This is a genomic window from Micromonospora sp. CNZ285, from assembly GCF_004637285.1.
Window position 1 is genome coordinate 3,143,529 of sequence record NZ_SPQD01000001.1, and the last position, 16,045, is coordinate 3,159,573.

The 16,045-nt window shown below is 71.8% G+C and carries 15 protein-coding genes; 8 read left to right on the forward strand and 7 right to left on the reverse strand.

Features of this window, described 5'->3' with window-relative positions; genetic code table 11:
* The first annotated feature begins 81 nt into the window (after positions 1-81).
* From CLT75_RS14070 to CLT75_RS14105, 8 genes are read left to right on the forward strand one after another with little or no spacing between them, the layout of a single operon-like run.
* Positions 82-1,128 (forward strand): LacI family DNA-binding transcriptional regulator, encoded by a 1,047-nt coding sequence (locus tag CLT75_RS14070; RefSeq protein ID WP_135241080.1) that lies wholly within the window; start codon positions 82-84, stop codon positions 1,126-1,128.
* Positions 1,129-1,168: 40 nt separating this feature from the next.
* On the forward strand, positions 1,169-2,764 hold the full coding sequence (locus CLT75_RS14075; protein WP_135241081.1) for an FAD-dependent oxidoreductase: 1,596 nt from the start codon (positions 1,169-1,171) through the stop codon (positions 2,762-2,764).
* Between the two features lie 21 nt (positions 2,765-2,785).
* Positions 2,786-4,069 carry an ABC transporter substrate-binding protein gene (locus CLT75_RS14080; RefSeq protein WP_135241082.1) on the forward strand — a complete coding sequence of 428 codons (1,284 nt, stop codon included), beginning with the start codon at positions 2,786-2,788 and terminating at the stop codon, positions 4,067-4,069.
* A gap of 11 nt (positions 4,070-4,080) precedes the next feature.
* A complete protein-coding gene (locus tag CLT75_RS14085; protein ID WP_135241083.1) occupies positions 4,081-5,028 on the forward strand; it encodes a carbohydrate ABC transporter permease in 948 nt (315 codons plus the stop codon).
* Positions 5,018-5,860 (forward strand): carbohydrate ABC transporter permease, encoded by an 843-nt coding sequence (locus tag CLT75_RS14090; RefSeq protein ID WP_013475968.1) that lies wholly within the window; start codon positions 5,018-5,020, stop codon positions 5,858-5,860. Before CLT75_RS14085 ends, CLT75_RS14090 begins: the two co-directional genes overlap by 11 nt.
* Positions 5,857-6,777 (forward strand): ROK family protein, encoded by a 921-nt coding sequence (locus tag CLT75_RS14095; protein WP_135241084.1) that lies wholly within the window; start codon positions 5,857-5,859, stop codon positions 6,775-6,777. The genes CLT75_RS14090 and CLT75_RS14095 overlap by 4 nt, the downstream gene beginning before the upstream one ends.
* Positions 6,774-7,487 carry an N-acetylmannosamine-6-phosphate 2-epimerase gene (locus CLT75_RS14100; RefSeq protein WP_043329777.1) on the forward strand — a complete coding sequence of 238 codons (714 nt, stop codon included), beginning with the start codon at positions 6,774-6,776 and terminating at the stop codon, positions 7,485-7,487. Before CLT75_RS14095 ends, CLT75_RS14100 begins: the two co-directional genes overlap by 4 nt.
* Positions 7,484-9,127 carry a DUF4127 family protein gene (locus CLT75_RS14105; RefSeq protein ID WP_135241085.1) on the forward strand — a complete coding sequence of 548 codons (1,644 nt, stop codon included), beginning with the start codon at positions 7,484-7,486 and terminating at the stop codon, positions 9,125-9,127. Before CLT75_RS14100 ends, CLT75_RS14105 begins: the two co-directional genes overlap by 4 nt.
* Before the next feature lie 35 nt (positions 9,128-9,162).
* On the opposite strand, the gene CLT75_RS14110 is transcribed toward CLT75_RS14105, so the two are convergent.
* From CLT75_RS14110 to ngcE, 7 genes are all read right to left on the reverse strand, one after another.
* Positions 9,163-9,879: a VOC family protein gene (locus tag CLT75_RS14110; protein WP_135241086.1), complete on the reverse strand. Its 717-nt coding sequence runs from the start codon at positions 9,877-9,879 to the stop codon at positions 9,163-9,165.
* Between the two features lie 94 nt (positions 9,880-9,973).
* The gene (locus tag CLT75_RS14115; RefSeq protein ID WP_135241087.1) at positions 9,974-10,168 is read right to left on the reverse strand and encodes a hypothetical protein; all 195 of its coding nucleotides are present in this window, start codon (positions 10,166-10,168) and stop codon (positions 9,974-9,976) included.
* A gap of 40 nt (positions 10,169-10,208) precedes the next feature.
* The gene (locus CLT75_RS14120; RefSeq protein ID WP_091331223.1) at positions 10,209-10,802 is read right to left on the reverse strand and encodes a nucleotidyltransferase family protein; all 594 of its coding nucleotides are present in this window, start codon (positions 10,800-10,802) and stop codon (positions 10,209-10,211) included.
* Positions 10,803-10,942: 140 nt separating this feature from the next.
* The gene (locus tag CLT75_RS14125; RefSeq protein WP_209310326.1) at positions 10,943-12,616 is read right to left on the reverse strand and encodes a bifunctional 3'-5' exonuclease/DNA polymerase; all 1,674 of its coding nucleotides are present in this window, start codon (positions 12,614-12,616) and stop codon (positions 10,943-10,945) included.
* Between the two features lie 66 nt (positions 12,617-12,682).
* Positions 12,683-13,639, reverse strand: coding sequence for a carbohydrate ABC transporter permease (locus CLT75_RS14130; RefSeq protein ID WP_013475962.1), 957 nt, complete (start codon positions 13,637-13,639; stop codon positions 12,683-12,685).
* 13 nt (positions 13,640-13,652) lie between these two features.
* Positions 13,653-14,594, reverse strand: coding sequence for a carbohydrate ABC transporter permease (locus CLT75_RS14135; RefSeq protein ID WP_030500336.1), 942 nt, complete (start codon positions 14,592-14,594; stop codon positions 13,653-13,655).
* A 22-nt stretch (positions 14,595-14,616) separates the two neighbouring features.
* Positions 14,617-16,029, reverse strand: coding sequence for an N-acetylglucosamine/diacetylchitobiose ABC transporter substrate-binding protein (ngcE, locus tag CLT75_RS14140; protein ID WP_013287338.1), 1,413 nt, complete (start codon positions 16,027-16,029; stop codon positions 14,617-14,619).
* Between the last annotated feature and the right edge of the window lie 16 nt (positions 16,030-16,045).

The following is a 16,045-nucleotide window of genomic DNA, read 5'->3' on the forward strand; positions in this document are numbered from 1 at the left end:
CTTGACAGCACGCCGGGAGAGCAGAGAGGCTCCATCCCGACCCGATCGCTAATACGCATTAGCGGAAGTGGAAGGACCGACGTGACCCCTCCCCCCAGGCGTGTCACCCAGCGTGACATCGCGCGCATGGCCGGCGTCAGCCAGGCGACCGTGTCGCTGGTGCTCAACAACCGCACCGACGCCGACGTCCGGATCGCGCCGGAGACACGGGACCGGGTGTTGCAGGTCATCGCCGAGACGGGATACGCCGCCGACCCGGCCGCCCGCCGCCTCGCCTCCGGGTTCAACCGGATCATCGGTGTCTTCACCTACGAGCCGGCCTTCCCCAGCGGCAGCCGGGACTTCTTCCACCCGTTCCTGCTCGGCATCGAGGAGTACGCCGAACGGGTCGGCTGCGACCTGCTGCTGTTCACCAGCGCCCCGGTGGTGGACGGCCGGCGGCGCATCTTCCACCAGGACAACCGGCTGCGGCTGGCCGACGGCTGCATCCTGCTCGGCCGGGAGATCGACGGCGCGGAGCTGCTCCGGCTCAACCGCGACGGGTTCCCCTACGTCGCCGTCGGGCGCCGCGACGACGCCGGCGGCCCGGTGCCCTACGTCGGCGCCGACTACGCCAGCGCGGTCCACCGGCTGGCCGAGCGGGCGGTGGAGCTGGGGCACCGGCGCCTGACGTACGTGGGCATGGGCACCTCGGCCGAGTCCTCGCACGACCGGCGCAGCGGTTTCCACGCCGGCGCGACCGGCGCGGACAGCGCCCGCCAGATCACCGCGACGGCGGAGACCGCCGACGCCACAGTGGACGACCTGCGGGCCGACGGCAGCACCGTCGCCTTCGTGGAGGACTTCGCCACCGCCGTGGCGCTGGAGACGGCCGCCCGCCGCAAGGGGCTGACGGTGCCCGGTGACCTGTCCGTCGTGACCCTCGGCGACCCGACCGTCCCGGTGCCCACCGACATCACGTTCACCGGGTTCCGCATCCCGCGCGAGGAGATGGGCCGCCAGGCCGTCGAGGTGCTGACCGGCGTCATCGACGGCAGCGCCGGCGGCCTCCAGCAACGGCTCCTGCCCTGCGAACTCGTCGAGGGCGACACCCTCGGCGTCCCTGGATCGGCGGCCGACCGGCGCTGACACGCCCGGCCGCGCAACTGGAAGGAAGCAAGTGGTACTAATGCGTGCGGACGTCCTCGTCGTCGGGGGCGGACTGGGCGGTGTCGCCGCGGCGCTGGCCGCGGCCCGTGCCGGCCGGTCCGTCATCCTGACCGAGGAGTTCGACTGGCTCGGCGGGCAGCTCACCAGCCAGGCGGTCCCGCCGGACGAGCACTCCTGGATCGAGCAGTTCGGCGCCACCGCGAGCTACCGGGAGTTGCGCGACGGCATCCGCGACTACTACCGCCGCCACTACCCGCTGACCGAGCGGTCCCGGGCGTGGACCGACCTGAACCCGGGCGCCGGCTGGGTGAGCCGGCTCTGCCACGAGCCCCGGGTCGCGGTCGCGGTCCTGGAGCAGATGCTCGCGCCGTACCGGGGGTCCGGTCGGCTGACGGTGCTCCAGCCGTACCGGCCGGTCGCGGCCGAGACCGACGGCGACCGGGTCACCGGCGTGACGCTCGCCCATCGGGACCGCGGCGAGCGGATCGAGGTGGAGGCACCGTACGTCCTGGACGCCACCGAGACCGGTGAGCTGCTGCCGCTGACCGGCACCGAGTACGTGACCGGGTTCGAGTCGCAGGCGCAGACCGGTGAGCCGAGCGCGCCCGCCGAGGCCCAGCCGCTGAACATGCAGGCGGTGTCCGTCTGCTTCGCGCTGGACCACGTCGACGGCGACCACACCATCGACCGGCCCGCCGGCTACGACTTCTGGCGCGACTACAAGCCGGACTTCTGGGGCGACCGGCTGCTGTCCTGGCGGTCGCCGCACCCGCGCACGCTGGAGATCGTCGAGCGCAGCTTCACGCCGAACCCGGACGACGACCCGCTGGGCGTCAACGCCGACCAGCGGCTCAACCCGGGCGACGGCAACCTGTGGACGTTCCGGCGCATCGCCGCGCGGCGCAACTTCGTCGACGGCGCGTACGGCAGCGACATCACGCTCGTCAACTGGCCGATGATCGACTACTTCGAGGGCCCGGTCATCGACGTGCCGAACGCGTCCTGGCACCTGTCCCAGGCGCGCGAGCTGTCGTACTCCGTCCTGTACTGGTTGCAGACCGAGGCGCCCCGCCCCGACGGCGGCACCGGCTACCCGGGGCTGCGGCTGCGCGGCGACGTGACCGGCAGCCCCGACGGACTGGCGCAGGCGCCCTACATCCGGGAGTCGCGCCGCATCCGCGCCGAGTACACGGTGGTCGAGCAGGACCTCTCCCTGGCCGTACGCGGCGAGCACGGCGCGGTGAGCTACCCCGACTCGATCGGCGTCGGCATGTACCGCATCGACCTGCACCCGTCGACCGGCGGCGACAACTACATCGACGTCGGCTCCTGCCCGTTCGAGATCCCGCTCGGCGCGCTCATCCCGCAGCGGATGGAGAACCTGCTGCCGGCCGGCAAGAACATCGGTACCACGCACATCACCAACGGCAGCTACCGACTGCACCCGGTCGAGTGGAACGTCGGTGAGGTCGCCGGCCTGCTGGCCGACTTCTGCCTTGCGCGGGGCGAGTCCCCGCGCGCGGTCCGCGGCACCCCCCGCCTGCTGGCCGAATTCACGGACCGCATCTCGGCCGCCGGCGTGGAATGCCGCTGGCCGCAGATCGCGGGCTACTGAACCCCCGGTGAGGAGAAGAAAGTGAGATACGGAAGACTGTCCGGCCTGGTCGCGGCGACCATGACCGGTGTGCTCGCCCTGACCGCCTGCGGCGGTGGCGGCGACGCCAAGGACGACGGTCCGGCGAGCCTGCGGATGACCGTCTGGTCGGCGAACGAGGCGCACCTCAAGCTGTTCAACGAGATCGCCGACGAGTACCGCAAGAACAATCCGGACGTCGCGGAGATCAAGTTCGACCCGCTGCCGTTCGAGAACTACACCACGACGCTGACCACGCAGATCGCCGGCGGCAACGCGCCGGACCTCGCGTGGATCTTCGAGAACTCGGCTCCGGACTTCGTCGCCTCCGGCGCGCTGAGCCCGCTCGACGACACGCTGAAGAAGGCCGACGGCTACCAGTACGACGACCTGTCCCCCGCCACGCTGAAGCTGTGGCAGAACGACGGGAAGCTCTTCGCGTACCCGTTCTCGACCTCGCCGTTCGGCGTGTTCGTCAACAACGACATGCTCAAGAAGGCCGGGCAGAAGACCCCGGCCGAGCTGATCGCGGCCGGGCAGTGGAACTGGGACACCGCGCTGGCCGCGGCCGGCGCCACCGCAGCGAAGTCGGGCAAGGCCGGGCTCGTGGTCCGCGACTTCGACTACAAGGGCTGGGACAACCTGGCCACGTTCTGGACCGGCTGGGGCGCCCAGGCGTGGAGCGAGGACGGCCGCACCTGCGGGTTCAACAGCCCGGAGATGGTCGAGGCGATGACCACGCTGCACAAGGCGATCTTCACCGGCAAGGCGCTGCCCGGTCCGGGCACGACCGCCGACTTCTTCGCCGGTGACGCGGCCATGACCGTCACCCAGATCTCCCGTGCCTCGCTGCTGAAGGAGAACGGCTTCGACTGGGACCTGGTCCCGCTGCCGGCCGGCCCGAAGGGCCCGTACGCGGTGGTCGGCCAGGCCGGCATCGGCGTGATGAAGAAGAGCCCGCACGCCGAGCAGGCCGCCGACTTCCTGGCCTTCTTCACCAACCCCACCAACTCGGCGAAGCTGGCCCAGTTCTTCCCGCCGCCGCGGCAGTCCCAGCTGACCGCCGAGACGCTGGCCAAGACGAACCCGAAGCTCAAGCCGGAGCAGCTGCAGAAGGTCGTCATCGACGGCATCACCAACGGCACTGTCAAGCCCAGCCACTCCGGGCAGGCCGAGCTGAGCCAGCAGGTGCGCGCCGCGCTCGACCCGCTGTGGAAGGCGGACGCGGACGTCAAGAGCGTACTCGACGGCGTCTGCGCCAAGATCCAGCCGCTGCTGGCGAAGTAGGGCCGAGGATCATGACCCAGACGGACACCAGGGTGGGCCCGGCTGCTGCCGGGCCCGCCCCGGGCCGGGCCCGGCCGTTCTGGACCACCCGCCGCCGGGACCAGCTCACCGGATACCTGTTCATCACCCCGCAGCTGCTCGGCAGCGTGGTCTTCGTGATCCTGCCGCTGGTCCTCGTGGTCTGGTACAGCCTGCACGAGTGGAACGTGCTGGCCGGCAGCTTCGACTACATCGGCACCGACAACTACGCCGCGCTGGCCGACGACCCCAACCTGGGCCCGGTGCTGCGGTCGACCGGCCTGTTCTCGGTCGGCCTGGTCGTGCTCAACCTCGGCCTGGCGTTGCTGCTGGCCGTCCTGCTCAACCAGAGGCTGCGCGGGACCATCGTGTTCCGCACCCTGTTCTTCTCCCCCGTGGTGGTCTCGCTGGTCGCGTGGACCATCGTCTGGGGCTTCCTGCTGCAGGACAACGGCGGCATCAACGGCCTGCTCGACACGATCGGCGTCGACGGCCCCAACTGGCTGCGCGGCGAGGGCACGGCGATGCTGTCGGTGATCGTCGTGCAGGTGTTCAAGAACGTCGGCCTGAACATGGTGCTGTTCCTGGCCGCCCTGCAGGGCGTGCCGGCCGAGCTGTACGAGGCCGCCGAGGTGGACGGCGCGAGCCGGATGCGCCAGTTCTGGCGGATCACCGTGCCGCTGATCAGCCCGACGATCATGCTCACGTCGATCATCACGGTGGTCGGCTCGCTGCAGGTCTTCGCGCAGATCGCGGTGCTCACCCAGGGTGGGCCCGGCACCTCGACCACGGTGCTCGTCTACTACCTCTACCAGCAGGCCTTCCAGTTCCATCACTTCGGCTACGGCGCGACGCTGTCGATCCTGCTGTTCGTCATCGTGCTCGCGCTGACGGTGCTGCAGTGGCAGATGCGCAAGAGGTGGGTCTTCCATGAATCGTGACCTGTCCCGGCGGACCAAGCTGGTGCTCTACGGGGTGCTGATGGTCCTGGCCGTCCCGTTCGTGTTCCCCACCTGGTGGATGGTCACCTCGTCGCTGAAGCCGGTGGCGGACATCTTCTCCTTCCCGCCGCAGCTGCTGCCGACCGATCCGCGGCTGGACGCGTACCGGCGGGTGTTCGAGCTGCAGCCGTTCGGGCAGCAGTACCTGAACAGCCTCTACATCGCGCTGCTGGTCACCGTCGGCACGCTGGCCGTGGCGTCGCTGGCCGGGTACGCGTTCGCGCGGATCCGGTTCCGGGGACAGAACGTGCTGTTCCTGGTCGTCCTCGCGGGCCTGCTCATCCCGAGCGAGGTGACGATCGTGCCGCTGTTCCAGATGTTCTTCAAGCTCGACCTGATCGACACCCACTGGCCGCTGATCCTGGTGCCGATCTTCGGGGCGCCGAGCGTGCTGGCGACGTTCATCATGCGGCAGTTCTTCATCAGCCTCCCCGGAGAGCTGGAGGAGGCGGCGCGGGTCGACGGGCTGGGACGCTTCGCCACGTTCTGGAAGATCGCGCTGCCGCTGTCCCGGCCCGCGCTCGGCGCGGTGGCCATCTTCACGTTCCTGCACAGCTGGAACCTGTACCTGGAACCGATCGTGTTCCTCTCCTCGCCGGACAAGTTCACCCTGCCGCAGGCGCTCACCCAGTTCGTCGACGCGTACGGCGGTCCGATGTGGGACGTCCAGCTCGCGGCGGCGTCGATGACCGCGCTGCCGGTGCTGGCGGTGTTCGTCATCGCGCAGAAGCAGTTCGTCGAGGGCCTCGCGCACACCGGTCTGAAGGGATGACCGAGCAGGTCGTCGGGATCGACATCGGCGGCACCAAGACCGCCGCCGCCCTGGTCGGTCCCGACGCGCGGGTGCTCGGCCGCCGCGAGGCGCCCACCCCCGCGCGCGGCGGTTCGGCCGCGGTGCTGAACACCGCCGCCGGCCTGGCCGCGGACCTGCTCGCTACCGCCGGCCCCGGGCCGGTCGGGGTGGGCACCGCGGGCACCGTCGACCCGGCGACCGGCGCCATCCGGTACGCGACCGGCAGCCTGCCCGGATGGGCCGGCACCCCGGTCGCCGACGAGCTGGCCGCGCGGCTGGGCCGGCCGGTGCGCGTCACCAACGACGTCGCCGCGGCGGCGCTCGGCGAGTGCTGGGCCGGCGCCGGACGGGGCCGGGGGCACGTGCTGCTGGCCGCCGTCGGCACCGGGCTGGGCGGCGCGATCGTCAACGACGGGCGGGTCGAGGGCGGCGCCCGGGGCGCGGCCGGCCAGCTCGGGCACCTGCCGGTCCCAGGCGCGCACCGGCTGCGCTGCGGCTGCGGCCGGTACGGGCACCTGGAGGCGATCGCCTCCGGCACCGGCCTGGCCGCCGCGTACGCGCTCACCGGCGGTGACCCGGTCACCGGCCGGGAGGTGGCGCGACGCGCGGCGGCCGGTGACGCGACCGCCCGGCAGGTCGTCGACCGGGCCGGCGCCGCGCTCGGCGCGGCCCTGGCCGGGCTGGTCGCCCTGCTCGACCCGGACGCGGTGGTGGTCGCCGGCGGCGCCGCCGCCACAGTGCTCCCCGCCGCCACGGCCGCCTACCGGGCGGAGCTACCCGGCGGCTGGGCGCACGTGCCGCTGCTTCCCGCGGCGCTGGGCGCCGACGCGGTGGTGGTCGGCGCCGCCCGGCTCGCCACCGCACCGATCCACCACGACGGAGGAACAAGCACGTGAGTGTCCTGGACGAACTCGCAGGCGGGCTGGTCGTGTCCTGCCAGCCCCTGCCCGACGACCCGGACGACCCGATGCGCGACCCGTACGTCCAGGCCCGCGTGGCCGCCGCCGTGGTGCGCGGCGGCGCGGTGGCGGTCCGGGTCAACGGCCCCGACGACGTGCGGGCGGTACGCGCCGCCGTCGACGTGCCGGTGATCGGGTTGTACAAGCACGGCACGCAGGGCGTGTTCATCACCCCGACCGCCGGGCACGCCCTCGAAGCGGCGCGGGCCGGGTCGCACGTCGTGGCGGTGGACGCCACCGACCGTCCCCGGCCCGACGGCCGGACCTTCGCCGACACCGTCCGCGCGGTGCACGAGCAGAGCGACGCGCTGGTCCTGGCCGACGTCGCCACGGTGGCCGAGGGCGTCGCCGCCGTCGAGGCCGGCGCGGACGCGGTCGCCACCACGCTGTCCGGCTACACGCCGGCCGGCCCACCGATCGACGGGCCCGACCTCGGGCTCGTGGCGCGACTCGCCGCGCTGCTGCCCGTACCGGTGATCGCCGAAGGGCGCTACCGGACCACGGAGCAGATCAGCCGGGCCTTCGAGGCGGGCGCCCACGCGGTGGTGATGGGCAACGCCGTCACCTCACCGCTGTGGATCACCCGCCGGCTGGTTCCGGCCACCCCCCGGGCGGCGAGCGCGCCGGAGAAAAGGGAGCATCGATGAAGAGAAGAACCCTTCTTGCGGCCACCGGCGCGGCCGGCCTGGCCACCGTCGCCCTCGGCGGCCCCGCGTTCGCCCGGCCCGCCGGCCGGCGACCGAGCGTGGCGCTGGTGCCGCTGGACGACCGGCCGGTCAACACGTACTGCGCCGAGATGACCGGTGCGAGCGCCGACGCCGAGGTGCTGCTGCCGCCGCGGAACCTGCTGGGCCGTTTCTTCACCCCCGGTGACGGCGCCGGCATCGCCCGCTGGCTCGACGGCACCGACGGCGTCGACGGGTACGTGATCTCGGTGAGCATGCTCGCGTACGGGGGCCTGATCGCCTCGCGTACCGCCGCACCGGCCCTGGCCGACGCGTTGCGCAACCTGGAGGCGATCCGGCGGCTGCGCGCACGCCGGTCGGACGCGGTGATCGAGGTGCACGACACGATCCAGCGGCTCGCGATCACCAGCACCGGCACCGACCTGGACAACTACCGCGACCTGCTGGTCCAGTGGGCCAAGCTGTACGACCAGGTGGTCAACCTGGGCCAGGAGTCGCTGCGCGGCCAGCTCGACGCCGTGCGGGCGCGTATCCCGGACGCCGTGGTCGAGGACTACCTGGCCGCGCGGGCACGCAACCACCAGGTCAACCGGCTGATGGTGGAGTGGGTCGCGGACGGGACGATCAGCCACCTGGTGCTCTCCGAGGACGACACCGCGCCGGTCGGCCTGGCCCGCGCCGAGCGGGTCGAGCTGGAGGCGCTGGTGGCGCGGCTCGGCGTCGGCGACCGGGTGGAGATCTTCCCCGGCGCCGACGAGGTCAACGCGCTGCTCGTCGCGCGGATCGTCGCCGCCGGCGCCGTGCCCACCTACCGGGTGGAGTACGCCGGAGTGTCCGGCGAGGGCTGGACCGCCGCGCTGGAGGGCATCCCGTTCGCGGAGAACATCCGCCGGCACGTCACCTCGGTGGGCGGCCGGGTGGTGACCGGCGACGCGGACATCGTCCTCGCGGTGAACACCCCCTCGGCGGCGGCCGGGCAGCGGGCCGCCGACCTGGACGCGTTCGTCGGCCGCATCGGTGAGCTGCTGGCCGCCGGCACCCCGGTGATCGTGGTGGACCCGCTGATCGTCAACAAGGGCGACCACGACCTGGTGTCCCGGATGGAGGCGCGCCTGGACCTGCCGGCGCTGCTGTCGTACTCGGGGTGGAACACCGGCGGCAACGCGCTCGGGCTGGCGCTCGCGCACGGCACCGCGCGGTGGGCGTACCTGCGCTCGTCCGGCAGCGGCTTCGGCGTACCGGAGCTGCGCGGGCCGGCCCAGGCGCACGCCGAGTACCTGCTCTACCGGTTCGTCAAGGACGACCCGTGGAAGAACGTGGTGCAGGTCGAGGCGTACGCGCACGCCCGCGCCCAGGGCTGGGATCCGCTGGCGCTGACCGCCGAGCAGAAGCGCTACTTCGACGGCTGGGTACGCGACCGGCTGGTGCCGCTGACCGAGCGGTACTTCGCCGACCACTTCGCCGGGCACGACCTGGTGCTCGGGGTACGCGGACGCAAGACGTTCACCGCGACGCTGGACCGAATCACGGCGGTGCGGGTCGAGCTGCCGTGGGACCGGCTGTTCGAGGTCACGCTGGAGCCGAGCCTGCGGCTGCGCTGATCGGTGCGGGTGCGGTCCCCCGGGCCGCACCCGCCTCAGCGGGGTGCCAGCAGGCAGAACTCGGTGCCGTCCGGGTCGGCCAGCACCACGTCGTCGGCGGTGTGTTTACCCGTACCGGCCCGGGTCGCGCCGAGCGCCAGCAGCCGGTCGATCTCCGCGTCCCGGTCACCGTCCGCGACCAGGTCCAGGTGTACGCGGTCCCGCCCGCCGGTGGGCATCAGCGGCGGGCCGCTCCAGGTGACCTTCGCGCCCCCGCGCGGCGACTGGATCGCGGTCTCCTCGTCCTGGTCCCAGACCAGCGGCCAGCCCAGCGCCTCGCTCCAGAAGAGGCCTGCCGCCCGGGTGCCGTCGCAGTTGACAGCGCCGACCGGGCCGCAGCCGGCGAGGAAGGTGTTGCCCGCCTCGATGACGCAGAACTCGTTGCCCTCCGGGTCGGCGAGCACCACCTGGTCGTCGTCCGGCCCCTGGCCGATGTCGATGTGCCGCCCGCCCAGCGTCAGCGCCCGGTCGACGGTGTCCCGCTGGGCCTGCGGCGACGCGCTGGTCAGGTCGAAGTGGACCCGGTTCTGCACCGTCTTCGGCGCAGCGCCGGGCAGGAACCGGATGCGGAACTCGCTGTGGGCGTCGCCGCCCAGCGCCACGCCCTCGCGCGGGTCGTCGAGGATCTCCCGGCCGAGCACCCCGGACCAGAACCGCGCGAGCCGCAGCGGGTCGCCCGCGTCGAGGCTGACCGCGTAGAGGTGAACCGCCATCCGCCCGTCTCCGATCCGCCGCCGTCGTCGGCGGCAGGTCAGGAGCGTAGGCCGGGCGGCCCGGGCGCGCAGCCGGATTTCCCCCGCTGTGGCGCTACTTCGCCGGGAGGGTGCGCGCGAAACGGACGCCCCTGTCGACCCAGCGGGTCAGATCCGGGTCGCGCACGACCACCGCCATGTTGCCGCGCAGCATCATCGCCAGGCCGCCGAACATGCGCCGCTCGGTGATGCCGGGCTCACGCCCGAGGCGTTCCCGTACCCGGTTCGCCAGGTCCTCGTCGTAGGCCATGACCGCATCGTGGCATCCGGGTCCGACAGCGGGGCGCGGCTCAGGCGCCGACGCGCTGTTCGGGGATGGACAGGCCGTAGAGCGCCATCAGCTCCGGACTGTCGATCCGGCTGCCGTCGGCCACCGCGTCGCAGGCGATGTCGACGATCTGATCCTTGTGCGCCAGCAGGTACGGCCGCGCCCCCACGTCGGCGCTGGCCAGAGTGGCGATGCCGGACCAGTGCCGGCGGCCGAACAGCATCGGGTAGCCGCGCAGCCCGTCGTAGGTGGCGCAGACCAGCACGTCCGGGTACGGCAGCGCGGTGACCCGGCGGACCGCCGCCGCGGTGAGCCCGGGCATGTCCACAGGCACCACGACGACCGCCTCGATGTCGTCGTCGGTGAGCGCGGCGAGACCGGCCCGGATCGAGGAGCCCACACCGGTGCCCCAGGCGCGGTTGACCACCACTGTGGCGCCGGTCAGGTCGGTGGTCTGCCGCACCTGCTCGGCCGCCGCGCCCAGGACGACCACGACCTGTGCGCAGCCCGCCTCGGCCATCGTGTCGATCATCTGGCTGACCAGCGGCTTCTCGCCCTGGTGCAGCAGCGCTTCGGGTCCGCCGATGCGGCGGCCGCCACCGGCGGCGATGATCATTGCAGCGATCCGGTTCAGCGGTGCCCCCTCGATCAGGGGACGGACCGGGCACAGCCGCCCGGTCCGTCCCGTCGTACGCACACCGGGCCCAACGAGCACGGCCTGGCGCAAGTAGCGGGGCAAAACGGAAAATTGCGTGACTATGCCGCGTCCGCGTAGCAGTCGACAGTGGACAGGTCGAGCGGGAACCGGACCGGGGTGTCGCCGAACAGCAGCCGGGTGGCACGCGCGCCGGCGGCGGTGACCGCCTCGTCGACCGCCGCCGCCTGCCCGGCCGGGCAGTGCACCATCACCTCGTCGTGCTGGAAGAAGACCAGCTCCGCCTCCGAGCCGGCCAGCTCGGTACGCAGCGTCGCCAGCAGCGTGGAGGCCCACTCGGCGGCGGTCGCCTGGATGACGAAGTTGCGGGTGAAGCGACCCCGCGACCGGGCCGCCCGGGCCGACGGGCTGTGCGGATCGGCCCCGCCGTCCGGCATCGGCTCCTCCCCCTCGGCGAACCCCGCCGACCCGGGCGGGCAGGTACGCCCCAGCCACGACCGGACCAGCCCGCCCGCCTCCCCGGTACGCGCCGCCGCCTCGACGTGGCCGAACGCGGTCGGGTAGTTCTTCCGCAGCACCGCCAGCGCCGGCACGGCCGCGCCGCCGGTCTGCCCGTACATCGCCCCGAGCAGGGCCACCTTGGCCTTCGCCCGGTCACCGGCGAACGCGTCCCGGGCCAGCGCGGCGTACAGGTCACCCGCGCCGCCCGCCGCGGCCAGCCGCTCGTCGCCGGACACCGCCGCGAGCACACGCGGTTCGAGCTGCCCCGCGTCCGCGACCACGAACGTCCAGCCCGGGTCCGCCACCACCGCCCGCCGGATCACCTTCGGGATCTGCAACGCCCCGCCGCCCCGGGTCGCCCACCGGCCGGACACCACGCCGCCCGGTACGTACTCCGGGTGGAACCGCCCGCCGGACACCCAGGCGTCGCGCCAGGCCCAGCCGTGCGCCGTCCAGATCCGGTACAACTCCTTGTACTCCAGGACCAGCGGCGCCGCCGGATGCTCCACCCCGCGCAGCACCCAGGCGCGCGTGTTCGGCAGGTCCACGCCCGCGCGGGCGAACGCCCGCAACAGCTCCGCGGGCGAGTCGGCGTGCACCTGGCGTACGCCGAACGCGTCAGCGATCCGGGCCTGCAACTCGGCCAGCCGGCGCGGCGGCCCGCCGACCGGGGACGGCTCGCCGAGCAGGTCGGCCAGGATCGCGTCGTGCACGTCGGCACGCCACGGCAGACCGGCCGCGCCCATCTCGGCCGCCACCAGTGCGCCCGCCGACTCGGCGGCCACCAGCAGCCGGAACCGGCCGGGATGGGTGGTCGCGGCGATCCGGGCGAGCTGGTCGGCGTACACCCGGGTCAACGCCGTGATGCCCGGACCGGGCGGGCCCGACGGCGGCTCGAAGAGCGCGGCCTGGGCGTGGCCCGGCGGCTCCGGCGGGCGGGGCGCCGGGTCCGGCGGGACCGGCGCGCCGGTGACCCGGGCCCAGGCGGCGGGCAGCGCGCGGGGCTCGCCCCACCGGCCCGCGTGCCCGAGCAGCAGCGCCTCGGTCAGTTCGACGTCGTGGCAGCGGTCGAGGCGCACCCCGGCGCGCAGCAGCGCCGGGTAGACGCCCGCCCAGGCGGCCCAGATCCAGCGGGGACGCCCGGCGGCCTCCCGGACGGCCACGGCGGCGGCCAGGTCGGCCACCTCCTCGGCCGGGCCGGACGGGGTGCCGTCGGCGTGCAGCGGTTGCAGCACGCCGCCGCCCCGCTCGTCCGCCACCACCGCCACCAGCACGGACGCATTCTGCCCGGCGCCACCGACAGGCCGGGGCCCCGGCTCGTCGAGCCGGGGCCCCGAGCGCTACTTGCCGACGCCGGCGGTGAGGCCGGACTGCACCTGGCGCTGGAAGACGATGTACACGATCAGCACCGGCAGCATCGCCATGGTCACCCCGGCGAAGAGTCCGGACCAGTCGGACTTGTAGCCCTGGTTGACCGACAGCTCGATCAGACCCTGGGCGATCACCTGGTTCTTCGGCTCGCCGGACACCGACTGCATGAGCAGCGTCGGCAGGTACCACTGGTTCCACTGACCGAGCACGTTGAAGATGCCGATGCTGATCAGGCCCGGCTTGGCCATCGGCAGCATCACGCTGAAGAACGTGCGGGTGTGCGAGGCCCCGTCGACCTGGGCCGCCTCGGCGATCGAGTCGGGCAGCGTCCGGAAGAACGAGTGCATGAAGAAGATCGTGAACGACAGCGACCAGGCCACGTAGACCAGGATCAGCATGAGGTGCTTGTTCGGGCCGAGCAGCGGGAGGCTCACCCCGGTGTTGTAGACGCCCTTGAACAGCGGCACCGCGGCCAGGTAGATCGGCAGCGTCAGCCCGGACAGGAACATCCAGTAGATCAGCCGGTTGCCGCGGAACTCGTAGCGCGCCAGGGCGTACGCGGCCATCGAGCCCAGCAGCATCGTCAGCGTCACGCTGAACACGAGCACGAGCAGCGTGTTCAGGAAGAAGCTGTCGATCCCGGCGGTCCAGGCGCGGGCGAAGTTGTCCCACTGCAGGGCGTCGGGGATCAGCGACAGCGGCTCGCGGATCACCTCGGAGTCGGTCTTGAGCGCCGACATCACCACCCACAGCAGCGGGTAGACCACCATGATCGCCCAGACCGCGAGGAACAGGTGCGAGAAGCCGTTGAAGATCCGGCCGCCGAAGCCGTTGCCGACGTCCTTCGCCCGCCGGTCCGCGGGCGGCCGGTCCGGCGGTGCCGTGTCGGACCGGGCCGGGCCGGAGGTGTGGGTCACAGTGCTCATCGTCCAGACCTCCTCAGTACTCGATCCGCTCACGGCGGGTGATCCTCAGCTGGAGCGCGGCCAGCAGGATGGTGAAGATGGCCAGCGCGACGGCGATCGCGCAGGCGTAACCGAACTGGCCCTTCTGGAAGGCGTTGAACTGGATCACCGAGGCGAAGATCTCGCTGGCGTGGTTCGGCCCGCCCTGACTCGGCGTCATGACGAAGACCAGCGCGTACATGTCCAGCGCGATGAAACCCAGGTAGACCCAGGCGACCGAGATGCTGTCCCGCAGCAGCGGCAGCGTCACCCGGAAGAACGTGTGGAACCGGCCCGCGCCGTCGAGGATCGCGGCCTCGTAGATGTCCTTCGGGATCGACTGCATCGCGGCGGAGAACAGCACCATGTAGAAGCCGGCGCCGCTCCACACCGCGATGAACAGCAGCCACCAGAGCACCGCCGGCACGCCGAGGAACGGCTCCGGGTCGGCGGTGAAGGCGATCGGGTTGTCCGCGTCGACCAGCCCGATCTTGATGAGCAGGCCGTTGATCAGGCCCTGCCCGTCGGTGCGGTAGATCTGCTGCCACATGACGGCGATGACCACCAGCGACAGCACCTGCGGGAAGAAGAAGATGACCTTGTAGATCCCGGAGCCGAAGACTCCGCGGATGCCGGCCCTGTCCTCGCGTCCGCCCACGTTGAGCAGGAACGCGAGGAACAGGGCCAGCGCGATCGTGAACAGCGGCACGGTGACCAGGAAGAACACGTTGTGCCAGAACGCCTTCCGGATCAGCTCGTCGGAGAACAGCCGGACGTAGTTGTCCAGCCCGACGAAGCGCTGGGAATCGGAGTACCCGCCCCAGTCGGTCAGCGAGTATCCCGCCGCCTGGGCGAACGGCCACACCACGTAGAACAGGTACAGCGCGACGGGCAGGGCCAGGAAGCCCGTGACGAAACGCGCGACTCCGTGCCGCATTGGACTCACTTCCTCGCGGTGATCAGGCGGTGCGGGTCTGCTTCTTGATCGACGAGTCCTTGGCGACCTTGTCGGCGGCCGCCTGCATCTTGTCGACGAACTGCTGCGCGGTCAGACGGCCGGCCATCAGCTCCTCGGAGAGGTTCTGGCTCTCCTTGTCCAGGTCGGCGTAGAAATCCGGGAACTTCACCGAGATCAGGTCCGAGCTGCCGTTCTTCATCAGCGAGTTCGCCGACGCCAGCGCGGTGTCCTGGACGTTGTCGCCGGAGCCCTTGGTGGAGGCCAGCGACTTGGTCAGCTCGGCGAACTTCGCCGAACCGGCCTTGGAGAGGATGGCCCGCAGGAACTCCTTCGCGGCCTCCTTGTTCGGCGCCTTGCTCGGCACCACGAAGCCCTCGCCGGAGGAGGCGAAGACGTCCTTGGCGGCCTTGTCCCCGCTCTTGCTCCAGTAGTCGGAGATGGTCATCTCGAAGCCCGGCGGGATGGTCGCGGCCATCTCGTTCTTCAGCCAGGTGCCGACCTGGATGAAGGCCGCCTTGCCGTCCAGGAACGCCTGCTGCGACTGGGTGTGGTCGAGCTTGCCCGGCAGCAGCAGCTTGTCCTTGACCAGCTTCTCCCACGGCTCCAGCGCCGCGACGATGCCGTCGGCCTTCCAGGCGCCGTCCTTCAGGTTGTCGATGTCGACGACTGCCTGCTTGCCGACGGCCTTCCAGATGCTGGCGAACAGCGCCCAGCGCGGGTAGTAGCCGTGCACCGCGTCGTGCACGTACGGCGCCATGCCCTTGGCCTTGATCTTCGGCGCGAGCGCGAAGAACTCGTCCCAGGTGGTCGGCGCCGTCCAGCCCTCCTTCTTGAACAGGGCGGCGTTGTACCAGTTGCCCCACACCGTGTACGCCACGTTCACGACGTAGAACTTGCCGTTCTGCGTACCGTCGGCGACAGTGCCCGGCAGCAGGCTGTCGGCCACCGTCCCCTCGCTGTCCCAGGCCGGCGCGGTGAGCAGGTCGTCCAGCGGCTCGATCGCGCCCTCGTTGATCAGCGTGCTGCGGTCCATCATGTCGGCGCCCGAGTTCATCACCAGGTCGCTCGGCTGCGTCGCCATCTTGGGCTGCTCTTCGGTCTTGATCTTCTGGGTCGAAGACATGTTGACCGTGATGTTCGGGTGCTTGGCGTTGAAGATGACCTTGTCTTCCTTGGCCCACTGGTCGCCCAGGCCGCCGTTGAAGACGACCACCTTGACCGCGCTGCCGTCCTTGACGCCGAACGGGTTGTCCTTGCTCTTGGCCGCGCCGCCGCCGTCGGACTTGCTCGGCTCGCTGCCGGCGCACGCGCTCAGCAGACCCGCCGCCGGTACGGCCAGCAGACCGGCCGCCGCGGCGCGCCGCAGCAGGGTCCGACGGCTGACGTCGCCGAACTTCTCGGGGGAAACCGACATCTTGTCTCTCCTTGTG

What these genes read in the sequence shown, in the direction of transcription:
- CLT75_RS14075 (WP_135241081.1), top strand. Translation starts at nt 1,169, where the DNA reads ATGCGTGCGGACGTCCTCGTCGTCGGGGGCGGACTGGGCGGTGTCGCC.
- CLT75_RS14085 (WP_135241083.1), top strand. Translation starts at nt 4,081, where the DNA reads ATGACCCAGACGGACACCAGGGTGGGCCCGGCTGCTGCCGGGCCCGCC.
- CLT75_RS14090 (WP_013475968.1), top strand. Translation starts at nt 5,018, where the DNA reads ATGAATCGTGACCTGTCCCGGCGGACCAAGCTGGTGCTCTACGGGGTG.
- CLT75_RS14095 (WP_135241084.1), top strand. Translation starts at nt 5,857, where the DNA reads ATGACCGAGCAGGTCGTCGGGATCGACATCGGCGGCACCAAGACCGCC.
- CLT75_RS14105 (WP_135241085.1), top strand. Translation starts at nt 7,484, where the DNA reads ATGAAGAGAAGAACCCTTCTTGCGGCCACCGGCGCGGCCGGCCTGGCC.
- CLT75_RS14110 (WP_135241086.1), bottom strand. Translation starts at nt 9,879, where the DNA reads ATGGCGGTTCACCTCTACGCGGTCAGCCTCGACGCGGGCGACCCGCTG.
- CLT75_RS14115 (WP_135241087.1), bottom strand. Translation starts at nt 10,168, where the DNA reads ATGGCCTACGACGAGGACCTGGCGAACCGGGTACGGGAACGCCTCGGG.
- CLT75_RS14120 (WP_091331223.1), bottom strand. Translation starts at nt 10,802, where the DNA reads ATGATCATCGCCGCCGGTGGCGGCCGCCGCATCGGCGGACCCGAAGCG.
- CLT75_RS14130 (WP_013475962.1), bottom strand. Translation starts at nt 13,639, where the DNA reads ATGAGCACTGTGACCCACACCTCCGGCCCGGCCCGGTCCGACACGGCA.
- CLT75_RS14135 (WP_030500336.1), bottom strand. Translation starts at nt 14,594, where the DNA reads ATGCGGCACGGAGTCGCGCGTTTCGTCACGGGCTTCCTGGCCCTGCCC.
- ngcE (WP_013287338.1), bottom strand. Translation starts at nt 16,029, where the DNA reads ATGTCGGTTTCCCCCGAGAAGTTCGGCGACGTCAGCCGTCGGACCCTG.